General features: G+C 69.8%; 16 protein-coding genes and 1 pseudogene. 9 read left to right on the forward strand and 8 right to left on the reverse strand.

The genetic code is table 11. From position 1 onward, the window contains the following. The first annotated feature begins 28 nt into the window (after window positions 1-28). The 5 genes and pseudogenes from G7085_RS25370 to G7085_RS34690 all read left to right on the forward strand — a co-directional run. Window positions 29-379: a LysM peptidoglycan-binding domain-containing protein gene (locus G7085_RS25370; protein ID WP_231979390.1), complete on the forward strand. Its 351-nt coding sequence runs from the start codon at window positions 29-31 to the stop codon at window positions 377-379. 488 nt (window positions 380-867) lie between these two features. Further along, the gene (locus G7085_RS09945) at window positions 868-1,962 is read left to right on the forward strand and encodes a hypothetical protein (RefSeq protein ID WP_197510844.1); all 1,095 of its coding nucleotides are present in this window, start codon (window positions 868-870) and stop codon (window positions 1,960-1,962) included. A gap of 253 nt (window positions 1,963-2,215) precedes the next feature. Next, window positions 2,216-2,353, forward strand: coding sequence for a hypothetical protein (locus tag G7085_RS09950; protein WP_197510845.1), 138 nt, complete (start codon window positions 2,216-2,218; stop codon window positions 2,351-2,353). Then, entirely contained in the window at window positions 2,350-2,673 is a 324-nt protein-coding gene (locus G7085_RS32455; RefSeq protein WP_197510846.1) for a DUF5107 domain-containing protein, read from the forward strand. The genes G7085_RS09950 and G7085_RS32455 overlap by 4 nt, the downstream gene beginning before the upstream one ends. A 312-nt stretch (window positions 2,674-2,985) precedes the next feature. After that, window positions 2,986-3,198 (forward strand): annotated as a pseudogene (locus tag G7085_RS34690) (DUF5107 domain-containing protein); the annotation flags it as partial. Here the strand turns inward: G7085_RS34690 and G7085_RS09965 are convergent. Further along, window positions 3,180-3,548, reverse strand: coding sequence for a hypothetical protein (locus G7085_RS09965; protein WP_197513064.1), 369 nt, complete (start codon window positions 3,546-3,548; stop codon window positions 3,180-3,182). The pseudogene G7085_RS34690 and the gene G7085_RS09965 sit on opposite strands and share 19 nt — an antisense overlap. Window positions 3,549-3,625: 77 nt before the next feature. Here G7085_RS09965 and G7085_RS09970 point away from each other — a divergent pair, with 77 nt between their 5' ends. Continuing rightward, window positions 3,626-5,041 carry a hypothetical protein gene (locus tag G7085_RS09970; RefSeq protein ID WP_197513065.1) on the forward strand — a complete coding sequence of 472 codons (1,416 nt, stop codon included), beginning with the start codon at window positions 3,626-3,628 and terminating at the stop codon, window positions 5,039-5,041. Further along, a complete protein-coding gene (locus G7085_RS09975) occupies window positions 5,038-5,478 on the forward strand; it encodes a hypothetical protein (protein WP_197510848.1) in 441 nt (146 codons plus the stop codon). The genes G7085_RS09970 and G7085_RS09975 overlap by 4 nt, the downstream gene beginning before the upstream one ends. Window positions 5,479-6,215: 737 nt before the next feature. Here G7085_RS09975 and G7085_RS09980 read toward each other — a convergent pair. From G7085_RS09980 to G7085_RS25390, 7 genes are all read right to left on the reverse strand, one after another. Further along, window positions 6,216-6,644: a hypothetical protein gene (locus G7085_RS09980; protein WP_197510849.1), complete on the reverse strand. Its 429-nt coding sequence runs from the start codon at window positions 6,642-6,644 to the stop codon at window positions 6,216-6,218. Window positions 6,645-6,949: 305 nt separating this feature from the next. Further along, window positions 6,950-8,227, reverse strand: coding sequence for an ABC transporter substrate-binding protein (locus G7085_RS09985; protein WP_197510850.1), 1,278 nt, complete (start codon window positions 8,225-8,227; stop codon window positions 6,950-6,952). A gap of 56 nt (window positions 8,228-8,283) precedes the next feature. Beyond that, window positions 8,284-9,186 carry a carbohydrate ABC transporter permease gene (locus G7085_RS09990; RefSeq protein WP_231979392.1) on the reverse strand — a complete coding sequence of 301 codons (903 nt, stop codon included), beginning with the start codon at window positions 9,184-9,186 and terminating at the stop codon, window positions 8,284-8,286. Then, entirely contained in the window at window positions 9,186-9,686 is a 501-nt protein-coding gene (locus G7085_RS25375) for a carbohydrate ABC transporter permease (protein WP_231979393.1), read from the reverse strand. The genes G7085_RS09990 and G7085_RS25375 overlap by 1 nt, the downstream gene beginning before the upstream one ends. Next, window positions 9,662-10,111 (reverse strand): carbohydrate ABC transporter permease, encoded by a 450-nt coding sequence (locus G7085_RS25380; RefSeq protein ID WP_231979394.1) that lies wholly within the window; start codon window positions 10,109-10,111, stop codon window positions 9,662-9,664. Before G7085_RS25380 ends, G7085_RS25375 begins: the two co-directional genes overlap by 25 nt. A 12-nt stretch (window positions 10,112-10,123) precedes the next feature. Then, window positions 10,124-10,834, reverse strand: a complete 711-nt coding sequence (locus tag G7085_RS25385; protein WP_231979395.1) for a hypothetical protein — start codon at window positions 10,832-10,834, stop codon at window positions 10,124-10,126. Beyond that, window positions 10,758-11,849, reverse strand: coding sequence for a glycoside hydrolase family 35 protein (locus G7085_RS25390; protein ID WP_331715591.1), 1,092 nt, complete (start codon window positions 11,847-11,849; stop codon window positions 10,758-10,760). Before G7085_RS25390 ends, G7085_RS25385 begins: the two co-directional genes overlap by 77 nt. Before the next feature lie 217 nt (window positions 11,850-12,066). On the opposite strand from G7085_RS25390, the gene G7085_RS10005 reads away from it, so the two are divergent. Continuing rightward, window positions 12,067-12,240: a LacI family DNA-binding transcriptional regulator gene (locus tag G7085_RS10005; protein WP_197510851.1), complete on the forward strand. Its 174-nt coding sequence runs from the start codon at window positions 12,067-12,069 to the stop codon at window positions 12,238-12,240. Further along, window positions 12,240-13,040 (forward strand): substrate-binding domain-containing protein, encoded by an 801-nt coding sequence (locus tag G7085_RS10010; RefSeq protein WP_197510852.1) that lies wholly within the window; start codon window positions 12,240-12,242, stop codon window positions 13,038-13,040. The genes G7085_RS10005 and G7085_RS10010 overlap by 1 nt, the downstream gene beginning before the upstream one ends. Window positions 13,041-13,042 lie beyond the last annotated feature (2 nt).

The following is a 13,042-nucleotide window of genomic DNA, read 5'->3' on the forward strand; positions in this document are numbered from 1 at the left end:
CCCCAGGGCCTGAGCACGCCCCGCTCCCATGGACGATGCGCTCGTGGTGGTGCAGCGGGGCGACTCGCTCTGGGCCATCGCGGAGCGGGTCCTCGGCGACGGCGCCCGATGGCCGGAGATCCACGAGCTCAACCGGGGCATGATCGCCGATCCCGACGAGATCGAGATCGGATGGGTGCTCGCGCTCCCGGACGCGCAGCCACCCGCCCCGGCTGATCCCCCACCTTCCCACCACCCGCGGCCAGGCCTGCCGACCCCTCCCCTCGGAGACCCGGATCGCCGGTGCGACGGGCACCGCGTCGCTTCCCCCGCCAGCGCCGACTACGAGCCCACCCCACCCGGGACCGCAACACCTGAGCCCACGACACCCCGGGCGTGACCCCGGCCACGGCGGAACGGCCCCGGCAACCACGTCCGGAGCCGACCGGGCGGCCGACCCGCTAGGCATCGTCGCGCCCATCGGCGCAGTGCTGGCCGTCGGCCTGATCGGGGGTTCGCGACCCGCCGCCGCGCCCAACTCCTGGGCCGCTCCGTCGGGCGACGGGTCCTGCCCGTCGAACCGGCGGTCGCCAGCTTCTGGGGCGCCCTCGCCCGGCACGCCGAGTCGGCTCCCACCACCGACGCCAGCCACACCCCGCCACCGTCCTGCTCGGCTGGGAACCCGACGGGACCCCGCTGTGGTTCGACCTCGAGTCGGCACACGCCACGGTCCTGACCGGTTCCGAGGCCGACGGGGGCTGGCCGCGATCCTGACCTCGCTCTCCTCCGCACCCTGGTCGGAGCCGGTCGAGGTGGCTGTGGTCGGGGGCGACGAGTGGGCCGAGGCCCTCGACGACCCTCGGATCACGGCGCACCCGTCGACCGCCGATGGCCTCACTGCGCTCGCGCGGCTGTGCGCGACAAGACGGCTCGAGCTCCGCCATGGCGCGCTACCCGAGCTCCGCGCCGATCCCGACCGGGCGGGCACCTGGCGCCGACGGTGTTCCTGTTCGAGCACCCCTCACCCCTGCGCAGTTCGACGCGGTCGGCGACGCCATGGCGCTCGGCGAGGTCGGCGTGAGCGTGGTCGCGACGGCCGCCGATGCGCCACACATCGCCCACACGACGATCGACCTGATGCCCGGAAACGGTAGGCGGGCGGGACAACCTTCACCCCCAACTCGTAGGCGTGCCCGCGCGACGCATGCTGGTCGACCTGTTCCACACGACCGGATCGACCGAGACCCTCCCGCCCCCTGGTGGGCCGAGGACGGCACGGAGCCGTCCAACGTCCTTCCACTCCCCGCACCGAGACCCACGGTGAGGAACACGACATGCCCGAACCTCCAGACCACCGGGACCATCCGACGCTGCAACTCCTCGGCGACGTGGAGCTTCTGGCGCCCGCCGGGCCACCCCGACCAGGGCCGTCGCGCAGTGCATGGAGTACTGCGCCTGGCTGCTCAGCCACCCGGCTCGACGCCCACCGCGATGTCCCGCGACCTCCTGGTCGCCGAAACCACCCGCCGCTCAAACATGAGCCGGCTGCGCACCTGGCTCGGCTCCGCACCCGACGGCGCCCCGTACCTGCCTGACGCCTACACCGGCCGCATCCGCCTGGACACGCGGGTCTCCTCCGACTGGGAGCGCTTCTGCGCCCTGCTGTCGGGCGGGGTCAACGTGTCCTCGTCGGCCGCGCTGAGGCAGGCGCTACACCTCGTGCACGGAACCCCACTCGGCGCGTTCGGCTTCCAGTGGCTCTGGGCCGAGACCCTGCGATCCGACATGGTGGCGATGATCGTCGATGCCGCGACCGTGCTGGCCGACCGGGCCATCACGCACGAGGACCTCGATCTCGCGCTCTGGGCCGTGGGCCGGGGCAGGTTGGCCGCCCTGATGACGACCAACTGGCCGTGCGGGCGATCCACGTCTACGCGCTCTCGGGCCGCACCACCGACCTGGACGACGCCGTTCTCAGGCTGAACCGCACGGTCCGTGCCGCCGGGCGCGACCTCGACCCGGCGTTGGCGCGGCGCGTGCAGCTCGCCATCCACCTTTCATCCCACGGGGTGGCCGCAGACGCCGAGTGACGCTGGAGCCACATCGTCGTTTTGTCCTAGTTTGCCGTCGCCCACACCCTGGGAACGGTGTTCCCGTCCCGCTAGTTTCGTCTCCATGAACACCGAAGACTCCGCCGTCACGCTCCCCCACCCCTTCCGGGCTGGAGCCAGGCCAGGTGGCGGCCTGGTCGGAGCCCATCGTCATCGACACCTACGACGTGGAGACCCCTGACGATTACCCGGCGTACCTCGACCGGCGCGTCTACCAGGGGTCGTCGGGCCGCGTCTACCCCAGCCGTTCTACGACAGGGTGAGCGGCAGCAAGGCCCCGCGCAGCTGGGAGGCCCTGCACCTCGAGAACGAGTACGTGCGCCTCACCGTGCTGCCCGAGTTGGGCGGCCGGATCTACTGCGCGATCGACAAGACCCGCGACTACGACTTCTTCTACAAGAACAACGTGATCAAGCCCGCCTGGTGGGCGTCCTCGGCCCATGGATCTCCGGCGGCGTCGAGTTCAACTGGCCCCAGCACCACCGCCCGGGCACCTACCTGCCCTCCGAGTGGACGATCGAAGAGGAGGCCGACGGGGCCCGCACCCTGTGGTGCGCCGACCTCGACCCGTTCGCCCGGATGAAGGGCATGCACGGCATCCGGCTCCGCCCGGCAGTTCCGTCATCGAGGCCCGCGTCCGGCTGTTCAACCGCACCACCGAGGTGCAGACATTCCTGTGGTGGGCCAACGTGGCCGCCCGCGCCGGCGATGACTACCAGTCGTTCTTCCCCACCGACGTGCACTTCGTCGCCGACCACGCCAAGCGCGCGGTCACCGGGTTCCCCGCAGCCAACGGGGAGTTCTACGGGATCGACTACCGCGACCGGGTCACCCTGAGCGACCCGACGGTGACCGAATCGACTGGTACCGCAACATCCCCGTGCCCACCTCCTACATGTGCCTCGGCAGCAGCGACGACTTCTTCGGCGGCTACGACCACGGCGTCGGCGCCGGGTTCGTGCACTGGGCCGATCACCGCGTCTCCCCCGGCAAGAAGCAGTGGACCTGGGGCAACGATCCGTTCGGGTGGGCGTGGGACCGCAACCTCACCGACACCGACGGCCCGTACGTCGAGTTGATGGCAGGCGTCTACACCGACAACCAGCCCGACTTCACCTTCCTGCTGCCCGGCGAGACCAAGACCTTCAGCCAGTACTGGTACCCGATCCAGGGCATCGGTGCCGCGCACCAGGCCACCCTGGAGGGCGCCGTCCACCTGTCGCTCGACGGTGATGTCGCGACGCTGAACTTCGTTCCGACCCGCGCCGGCGACCTCCGCCTCACACTTGACCTCGACGACGGCGAGGTCTGGGCCGAGGACGTCGCCGCCGCTCCCGGCGAGCCGGTGCTCCGCCAGGTGCGCCTGCCCCGCCCGGCCGACCTGCCTGCGCTCACCGCGACCGTGCGCAGCGGCGACGAGGTGCTGCTGGCCTGGCGGCCCGCCCCATCCCCGACCACGTCGACCTGCCCGACCCGGCGACCGAGCAGCCCGCCCGGACAGCATCGCCAGCATCGACGAGCTCTACCTCACCGGCGTGCACCTCGAGCAGTACCGGCACGCCACCCGCTCCCCGGAGCCCTACTGGGAAGAGGCGCTGCGCCGCGACCCCGGCGACACCCGCACCAACACGGCGATGGGCGCCCGTCGCTACCACGACGGAAGGCTCGACGAGGCGGAGACGCACCTGCGTCGGGCAGTCGCACGCCTTGTCAAGCTCAACCCCAACCCCGCGACGGCGAGGCCCACTACCTGCTGGGCCTGGTGCTGCTGGCCCGCGGCGACCTGCGCGGGCGGACGCGGCCTTCGGCAGGCTGGCTGGAACGCCGCCTGGAAGGCGCCGAGCGAGCTGGCCCTCGCCCGGATCGCGGCCACCACGGGTGAGTGGGGCGACGCCGTCCGCCGCGCGGGCGAGGTACTCACGCTCGACACCCGCAACTCGCAGGCCCGCGCCATCCGCGTGATCGGGCTCCGCGCGCTGGGGCGCGACGGCGAGGCCGCGGCCGAGCTCTCCGCCGCCAGGCTCGACGACCCGCTCGACTGGTGGCTCCGCAGCCTCGACGGCGACACTGATGCCGACGCGGCGACCCTGATCGACGTCGCGCTCGAGTTCGCCAGCCTCGGCCGCCTCGGCGACTCCCTCACCGCCCTCGACAGCGCCGAACGGCGCGAGCGCGACCGCCCTGTGCCGGGCATGAGCAACCAGATCCCGCTGATCCGCCTGCACCGGGCCGACCTGCTGGCCCGCTCCGGTGAGGGCGCGGCGGCCGACGACGAACTCGCGGCCGTCACAGCCGAGGGGCACCGGGGCTGCTTCCCGGCGGGCTCGACGACGCCCTCATGCTCGGTCGAGTGCATGCGGCCCGCCCGACCACGCCGGTGCCGCCGCCCTGCTCGGCCACTGGCTCTACGCCCACGGCCGCGCCGAGGAGGCGATCGCCGCCTGGTCGGTGGCCCGCAGGACCCGGTGTCGCTGCGCAACCGCGGTGTCGCCGCGTTCAACCACCAGTACGACGCCGCGCTGGCCGTGGAGTGCTACGACGAGGCCCTGCGGCTCTCACCCCGGGACCCGCGCCTCTGGTTCGAGCGCGACCAGCTCGCCAGGCAGCTCGGCGAGCCGCTCGAGGCCCGGATCACCCGCCTCGAGGCCGTCCGCGACATGGTGGCCGCCCGCGACGACCTGACAGTCGAGTACACCAACCTGCTCATCCGGCTCGGCCGCCTCGACGAGGCGCACGACCTGCTGCTCCGGCACGAGTTCCATCCCTGGGAAGGTGGCGAGGGACGCGCACTTGCCGCTTGGGAGGACGCCAACCTCGGGTTGGCCCGACGGGCACTCTCCGGTGGTGACGCCGAGGCCGCGCTCGCGTCCGCCGAGGCCGCCTGGGCACCCTGCCCACCCTCGGCGAGGACAGGCACCCGCTTGCCAACGCGGCGCACCTCGACCTGGTGACCGGTGACGTGCTCGCGGCGCTCGGCCGGGACGCCGAGGCAACGGCCGCGTGGGAGCGGGCGGCCGCCTCGCGCGGCGACTTCGTCTCCATGGCGACCACCGAGTTCAGTGAGCGGTCGATCTGCTCGGTCCACGCGCTGCGACGGCTCGGCCGCGAGGGTGAGGCCGACGATCTGGCCAGGGCGTTGTCCGACTGGGCGGTCGCGCTGCGCGACGTTCCCGCCATGGTCGACTACTTCGCCACCTCGCTGCCCACCATGCTGCTGTTCCACGAGGATCTGCAGCGGCGCCGGGAGCTGACGTGCGACACCATCGCGGCGCAGGCGGCGCTCGCTCTCGGTGACGGCGCGGCCGCGGCGAGGCTCGCGGCCGACGTGCTCGCCGTCGACCCGGCCGACCCGCATGCCTTGGAGGTGGCCTCGGCCGTCTCCGCCTGACCGGTCGCGCAGGTGGCGTAGCCCCGGTCTGCAGGCGCAGGCCGGGGCGAACGCATCCTCAGCCCGGTGCGGGGTCAGCCGCACTCGTCGCATTCGCCGCTGACCGGAAGCAGCCCGAGCTCGGGGTGGACGGGGCACACCTTGTTGCCCTGCAACGGCCCCTCGTGCGCCCGCCCAGCTGCGCGTGCGTGGAGAGTGGCCGGAAGGCACCCCGTTCGCGGTGCGCTGCGCATCCGCGGGCTCGCAGCCCTTCGCGAACTCCAGGAAGCCGGGGTTGACGTACATCACGGTCCGCCCCCTCTCCGCGCATGGATGTAGCTCCCGTCGGGGCCTCCTCGAAGCTGGTCACCTCGAGGCGTTCGATCTGCTCGAGGATGTAACTCAGATCGCGGTCGGCCCAGGATCGCCAACGCAGTGCCTGCTCGCGCGACAGTGCGCGGCGGCTCGACATCGATTCCCTCATGCCCTGATGCTAGGGATGGATGCCGACAGTTTCTGCAACTAGGGACAAGATCTCCCGCCGCCCTTCCCGGGTCAGGCCAGATCCCAGCCGATCTCAAGCGTCGTCGCCTGTCCGGGGCAAGGTCCACGAGCGGCCCGAGGACCTCCAGTTCGACGAGGTGCGCCTGCGGATGCAGCCCCCGAATTGGGCAAGCGGAGCCCGATCGGGTACTGGAGCCACAGCTCCACCCTCGCGCCGCCGTCCGGATAAGGCGCGCCGTCGATGGCGTCGAAGGTCAGTCGGAGCCCGGTCCCGTCCCGCGGTCGAGGGCCACGAACCGCTCGGCCGCGGTGAACCCCAGCTTTCCGACGACGTCCTGTACCGGAATCTCCCACGCACCCCCGCGGTAGCGCCCGGTGTCGATCTCCCCGACCGCCTCGATCATGCGCACGGGTGCCTCGTCCGGGCCGCGCCCACGCGCAGCACCCCGCGCCGGCGAGCCCCACGGTGGCGACCTGACACACCTCCCACACCGCCCACCGCACCGGATCGGCGCCGACGTTGCGGAACTCGACGCTCTGCCGGAACCGCGACCCCGTGGCGGGATGTCGAACGCGCGCGTCACCTGCAGCCCGGTCCGCGGATCGGGCGGGCTCGTCATGGTCAGCCGATGCCCTGCGGCGGTGTCGGCGAGGGTGGCCCGCCAGGAGCCGGAGTCGAGCACGGGATCGGGTGGCCCGCCCACTGGCCGCGGACCGGCCCTGCGGCCGGTGCGGAACGTCGCTGGCCGCCGGAGAGGCCGGTGAGTGCACGCGCTGCAGGACGCGCGGTTCGCTCGCCGCGGACGCCCTGGCCCACCTGTTCGGCTGACCGGGGACCGCGTCCGACGGGGCAACGCCACCACGGAAGAGGGCGGCGCCCCACCTGGTAGGTGGGGGCGCCGCCCTCGTTCAGCAGAGACTCACTGCATGAAGCCGTTGGACTTCGCGTAGGCCTCGAGGTCGGTCTGCCAGGCCTTGTAGGCCTCGGTCAGGGTGCCGGAGCCGTTGTAGGCGCCGTTGACCTTGTCGCCGAAGATCGAGTTGGCGTAGACCTGGAACGGCAGGTAGCTCCAGCCGGGGAGCACGTCGGCAGCGGCCTGGGCCAGCACCTTGTTGTACTCCTGGCCACCGAAGTACTCATCGGTGTGGGCCAGCCATTCGGCGTTGTCGAGGTCGGCGGTGGTCGCCGGGAAGTTGCCGCCGGCGATGCGGATCGGGGCGCCGTCACCGTTGGAGACGTACTCCACGAACTTGTAGGCCGCCTCCTTCTTCTCGCTCGACTCGAGGATCGCGATGGAGGAGCCACCGTTCTCGGAGTTGGCCTTCTTGCCTGCCTCGGGAACCGGCGTCGTGGCGACGCGGAACTTGCCGGAGGCCTCGGGGCCGAGCCGATCAGGTTCGCGGGCATCCAGGCGCCCGTGATGAGGCTGGCGAGGGTGCCGTCGCCGAGGCCCTTGAACCAGTCGTCGGACCAGCCGGAGACCTTCGTGTTGATGAGGTCCTCGTCGATCATCTTCTGCCAGAACTCGGCGAACGAGACGACGCCCGCGTCACCCAGGTTGATGGTGACGGACTGGCCGTCGATGCCGAACGGCTTGCCACCGGCGAGCCACATCATCGAGGTGTGGAAGCCGGCGTCGCCGTTGTCGGAGGTGATGTAGTTGTTCGGGCCGAGCGCGCGGATCTTCTTGGCGGCCTCGTAGAACTCCTCCCACGTTGCGGGCGGGGCGGCGATTCCGGCCTTGGTGAAGACCTCTTCGTTGTAGAACAGGGCCATCGGCCCGGAGTCGACCGGCAGACCGAAGACCTTGCCGCTCTCGGCAAGCGTGACGGCATTCCAGGTGCCGGTCGTGTACTTGTCCTTGAGATCGGCGGCGCCGAACCCGGACAGGTCGGCGAGGCGACCGGGGATGGCGTACTGGCCGACGGCGTAGTACTCGATCTGGGCGATGTCGGGCGCACCGGAGCCGGCGGCGATCGCGTTGTCGAGCTTCGTGTAGGTGTCGCCTGCACCACCGACGTTCTCGAGGTTGATCTTGATGTCGGGGTTGGCCTTCTGGAAGGCCTCGACGACCGGCGTCAGGGTGGGCTCCCACGCCCACACCGTCAGCTCGGTGGTCTCACCGGTGGTGGGGGCCGAGGCGGAGGCGGAGGTGGTGCCACCCGCGGTCGGCGAGGCCGCCGGGGTGGTGCCGCCGCCACAGGCGGTGAGCCCGACGGCGAGGGTCGACGCCAGGGCGGCGCCGAGGATCTGCTTGATCTTCATGAGTTTCCTCTCAACAGTGAAGGGATCTTGGGGTTAGGCGGTGGACAGGGACGGGGTCATTCCTTGACGCTGCCGGCGGCCAGGCCGGACTGCCAGTAGCGCTGCAGGAACAGGAAGGCGATGATCAGGGGGATGATCGTCAGGAGCGAGCCGGTGATGATGACGTTCTGCAGCGGGTTGGCTCCACCCGCGGCCGAGTAGGTCTGCAGCTTGATGTCGTTGAGGCCGGTGGTCAGCGGCTTCCACTTCTCAGACGTGAGCATGATGAGCGGCAGGAAGTAGTTGTTCCAGGTCGCGACGATGGCGAACAGGGCGACGGTGACGATGCCGGGGCCGAGCAGCGGCAGCGAGATCCGGAAGAACGTGTTGAACTCGCTCGAGCCGTCGACGCGGGCGGCCTCGAGCAGCTCGTCCGGCACGGCCTCGGAGGCGAACACCCACATCAGGTAGAAGCCGAACGGGGTGATCAGGCACGGGATGATGACCGCCCACGGCGTGTTCACCAGGCCGACCTTGCTGAACATCAGGAACAGCGGGACCGTCAGCGCGGTGCTCGGCACCGCGATGGCACCCATGACGACGGCGATGACGCCGCGCCGCCCGGGGAACTTGTACTTGGCCAGCCCGTAGCCACCCAGCACCGCGAGCAGCGTTGCACCACCCGCGCCGACCACCACGTACATGATCGTGTTGAGGAACCAGCGGCCGAAGATGCCGTCGCGGTAGGCGAACGTCTGCTTGATGTTGTCGAACAGGGCGAACGAGTCGCCGAAGGCGAACCCGAAGGTCGACACGTAGTCGGCCTGGGTCTTGGTCGCGCTGATCAGGAGCCAGACGAGCGGGATGAGCGCGTAGATGACGAACAGCGCGGTCAGGACCGTGAACACGACCGACCTGCGTGGCTTGATCCTCGGGCTGCCCTTGATGGCCTTCGCCCTCATCATGGTGGGTGCGGACATCACTTGACGCCTCCCTTCGCGCCCCAGAGCTGCACGACGTAGGCGACGGCGACCGTGATGAGACCCATCACGATGGCCAGCGTCGCCGAGTAGCTGGGGTTGTTGGCCTCGAACGCGAGGTGGAACGCGTAGAAGTTGGGGGTGAAATAGGTGGTGATGGTGTTGCCCGCCATCTGCTGCAGGACGTTCGGCTCGTTGAAGAGCTGGAAGCTGCCGATGATCGAGAAGATGACGGCGATCATCATGGAGCCGCGGATCGCGGGGAGCTTGATCGCCTTAATGACGTTCCACTCGCTCGCGCCGTCGATCGCGGCCGCCTCGTAGAGCGATCCGGGGATCGTCTTGAGGGCGGAGTAGAAGATCAGCATGTTGTAGCCGATGAACTCCCAAGTGACGATGTTGCCGATGCCGACCCAGATGAGCGACGGGCTGAAGAAGTCGACCGAGGTGCCGAGCAGGTTGTTGACCTCACTCATCACGCCGTATCTGGTGCCGTACATGAAGCCCACATCAGCGTGGCGACGACGGCAGGGATGGCGTAGGGGAGGAACACCGCGACGCGGAAGAAGTTGGCGCCCCAGATCCGGCCTGAGTCGATCGCGAGCGCAAGGAACATGGAGATCAGGAGCATGATCGGCACCTGGATGAGCAGGAACAGCGCCACGCCGACGACACCTGACCAGAAGTTGGGGTCGGCGAAGAGTTTGACGTAGTTGTCGAAGCCGACGAACTGCTCTCCCTGGGAGACGCCCCACACCATCTTGGGCTGGAAGAAGGACAGGTAGATCGCGTAGATCAGCGGAGCGATGAACACGATCACGAAGAAGAAGAGGAACGGCCCCACGAACATCCAGCCGCGCCAGTCGCGCTTCCGCTTCCTCGTGATGAGACTCGCCGCGGTGCTGCGGGCTTCCATGACTGTCATGTGGGTTGCCTCCTATGCCTCGGTGTGACCGAGACGGGGAGCGGACACGAAGGTGGCGACCGGACGGGCGGCCGCGTCGAGTTCCCAGACCACGATCCTGTTGCCCGCGGGGCGCAGGAGCGGACCGGGCACGTACATGGTCTCGGTCGGCCCTGCGGACCAGTACCGGCCGAGCAGGAACCCGTTGACCCAGACGAGGCCGGTGCCGAACCCCGTCGTGTCGAGGAACAGATCGACGCCCGGCTCGGCGTCGAAGTCACCGCCCAGCAGGACGGGACCCGCCAGGGGGCGGTCGGCCGGCAGCGCCACGGCACCGTCGGTCAGGCCGGGCATCGCGTCGTGGTCGACGATGGAGACCGCCCAGTGCGTGAGGTCGCGGGTCGCGGTGCGGGCCGGGCCGATGAGCCCCTTGGACTCCCCGAGACGGCCCGCGTAGTTGACGCGGCCGAGATCCTCGACGAGCAGACGGAGCCGTCCGGCGCCGGGCAGGGCAAGCGAGCGCTGATGCTGGGTGCGTTCGATGGTGCCGACGGGGCGGCCGTCGAGGAACGCGAAGACGCGGTCGCGGACCTCGTCGAACACGACCACCCGGTCGGCGTCGGTGACGTCCGTCTCGTAGACGGCGAAGCTCGCCTCAGGGTCGACCTCATCCTGCAGCGGCAGCCGGTCGAAGACCTCGGGGACGCCGACCGCGGCCGCCCAGTCGGAGCGGCCGAGGGCCACCTCGAACTCGGGGCCGCCACCCGCCCTCAGGGGTCTCCTCAGGCACCGGGGCGTACCGCGCGATGACCTCACGGAAGGCGTCGAATTTGGGCCCGGGGGTGCCGTCCTCGCTCAGCGGCGCGTCGTAGTCGTACGACGTGATGGTCGGCACGTAGACGCCCTTGTCGTTCGCGCCGTTGTAGAGCGCGAAGTTCGTCCCGCCGTGCAGCATGTACAGGTTGACGCTGCCTCCCACGGCCAGGAGCGCGTCGAGGTCGGCCGCGCTCTGCTCGGGTGCGGTGATGTGGTGCTCGCGGCCCCAGCTGTCGAACCAGCCGTCCCAGAACTCGGTGCACATCAGCGGCCCTGTCTCCTGGTGCCGGCGGAGCACCTCGAGCCGCTCGGTCGTGCGGGATCCGAAGGTTCCGGTGCGGAGCAGCTCCGGGAGCCCCCCGCGGCCGAGCATCTCGTCGTTGGCCTGATCACAGGTGAACAGCGGTACGTCGATGCCCTGGGCCTTGATGAGTTCGACGAGCGAGCGCAGGTATGCGGCATCGTCGCCGTAGGCGCCGTACTCGTTCTCGACCTGCACCATGAGGACGTTGCCGCCCCGGCTGATCTGGCGCTCTCTGACCAGTGGCAGCAACTGCGCGTAGTACGCGGCGGTGGCGTCCATGTATCGCGGGTCGCTGGTCCGCACACGGATGCCGGGCTTAGCCGTCAGCCAGGTCGGCATACCTGCATTGCGCCACTCGGCGCAGATGTAGGGGCCGGGGCGCACGATCGCGTAGAGCCCGTGCTTGGCGGCCAGATCGAGGAAACGGCCCAGATCGTGCCAGCCGTCGGTGCGGAACTCGCCCTCGCGGGAGGAGTGGAAGTTCCACGCGACATAGGTGTCGATCGTGTTGAGGCCGAGCTGGCGGGCCTTGATGATCCGGTCCTCCCACAGGTCGGGGTGGACACGGAAGTAGTGCAGTGAGCCAGAGATGATCTGGAACTGCCTCCCGTTCAGCCGGAAGCCGTCATCGGCTACCACGAAGGACACATGCGCTCCTCGTTGAGTTCTGATGTTTACGTCACCATTTGACCACCATCCCGTGCCTCGCGCAAGTCACGACTTGATAACGGGGAGTATCACCACAATCATGGTGCTGAACGACTGCACAGTGTTAACGTAGACACAGCAGCAGAGAAGGTGTCACCGAAGCCATGAGCACGCATCCGCCCGGATCAAGGGCCCATCCATCGAAGACGTGGCCCGATTGGCCGGCGTCTCCGCACAGACCGTCTCGAGGGTGTCGACCGGGGCCGAGAAGGTTCGCCCCGTCACACGGGACAAGGTACTCGAGGCGATGGCGCAGCTCGGCTACACCCCAACCACGCGGCGCGCGCGCTCCGCAGGGGCGCCTTCCAGACCATCGGGCTGATGGCCAGCCGGTTCGAACGCACCGGGGAGGCTCTCACCACATCGGCGGTGATCGAGGCCGCACGGGCCGAGGACTACGGCGTCACCATCGTCAACGTGAAGGATCCGGGCGCCGAGGGCTGGGAGTCCGCGGCCTCCCGCCTCTCCAGCCAGGCGATCGACGGGCTCGTGATCCTGCGCGCGGAGGGCACCCCGGAGGACCTGTCACTCCCCCGCACACTGCCGGTCGCGGTGTCCGATTCACGGCTGATCGGCCTCTACCCGGCCGTCAGCTCCAACCACATGCAGGGAAGCGCCGACGCGACCGGACACCTGCTCGCCCTCGGACACGCGGTGGTCCACCACATCGCAGGCCCCGCCGACTCCGACCCGGCCATGGCCCGCATGGCGGGCTGGCGGCGCACCCTCGAGCAGGCAGGCATCACCCCACCCGAGCCGCTGCACGGCGACTGGAGCGCCGAATCCGGGTATGTGCTGGGCCTCACGCTGGCAGCCGACCCGACGGTGACAGCGGTGTTCTGCTCCAACGACGAGATGGCCATCGGCGCCATGCGGGCGTTCCATGAGGCGGGGCGGGTAGTTCCCACCGATGTCTCCGTGGTGGGGTTCGACGACCTCACGCTCAGCCCGTTCCTGCCTGTGCCGTTGACGACGGTCCGGCAGGACTTCCGGGCGATCGGCCACGAGCTGGTGGCCCTGCTGCTCGACCAGCTGAGGTCGGCCGTGCGGAAGCCGCACGAGCGCGTCACCATCCCCACCGAGCTGATCGTCCGGGGCACGTCGGCACCGCCCAGGGCGTAGCC

Source organism: Tessaracoccus coleopterorum (assembly GCF_011174705.1).
GTDB classification, from domain to species: Bacteria; Actinomycetota; Actinomycetes; order Propionibacteriales; family Propionibacteriaceae; genus Arachnia; species Arachnia coleopterorum.

Bases quoted from the DNA above. Each gene is read 5' to 3' on its own strand.
- G7085_RS25370 (WP_231979390.1), top strand. From the start codon at position 29: ATGGACGATGCGCTCGTGGTGGTGCAGCGGGGCGACTCGCTCTGGGCC.
- G7085_RS09945 (WP_197510844.1), top strand. From the start codon at position 868: ATGGCCTCACTGCGCTCGCGCGGCTGTGCGCGACAAGACGGCTCGAGC.
- G7085_RS09985 (WP_197510850.1), bottom strand. From the start codon at position 8,227: ATGAAGATCAAGCAGATCCTCGGCGCCGCCCTGGCGTCGACCCTCGCC.
- G7085_RS09990 (WP_231979392.1), bottom strand. From the start codon at position 9,186: ATGTCCGCACCCACCATGATGAGGGCGAAGGCCATCAAGGGCAGCCCG.
- G7085_RS25375 (WP_231979393.1), bottom strand. From the start codon at position 9,686: ATGTACGGCACCAGATACGGCGTGATGAGTGAGGTCAACAACCTGCTC.
- G7085_RS25380 (WP_231979394.1), bottom strand. From the start codon at position 10,111: ATGACAGTCATGGAAGCCCGCAGCACCGCGGCGAGTCTCATCACGAGG.
- G7085_RS10010 (WP_197510852.1), top strand. From the start codon at position 12,240: ATGGCCAGCCGGTTCGAACGCACCGGGGAGGCTCTCACCACATCGGCG.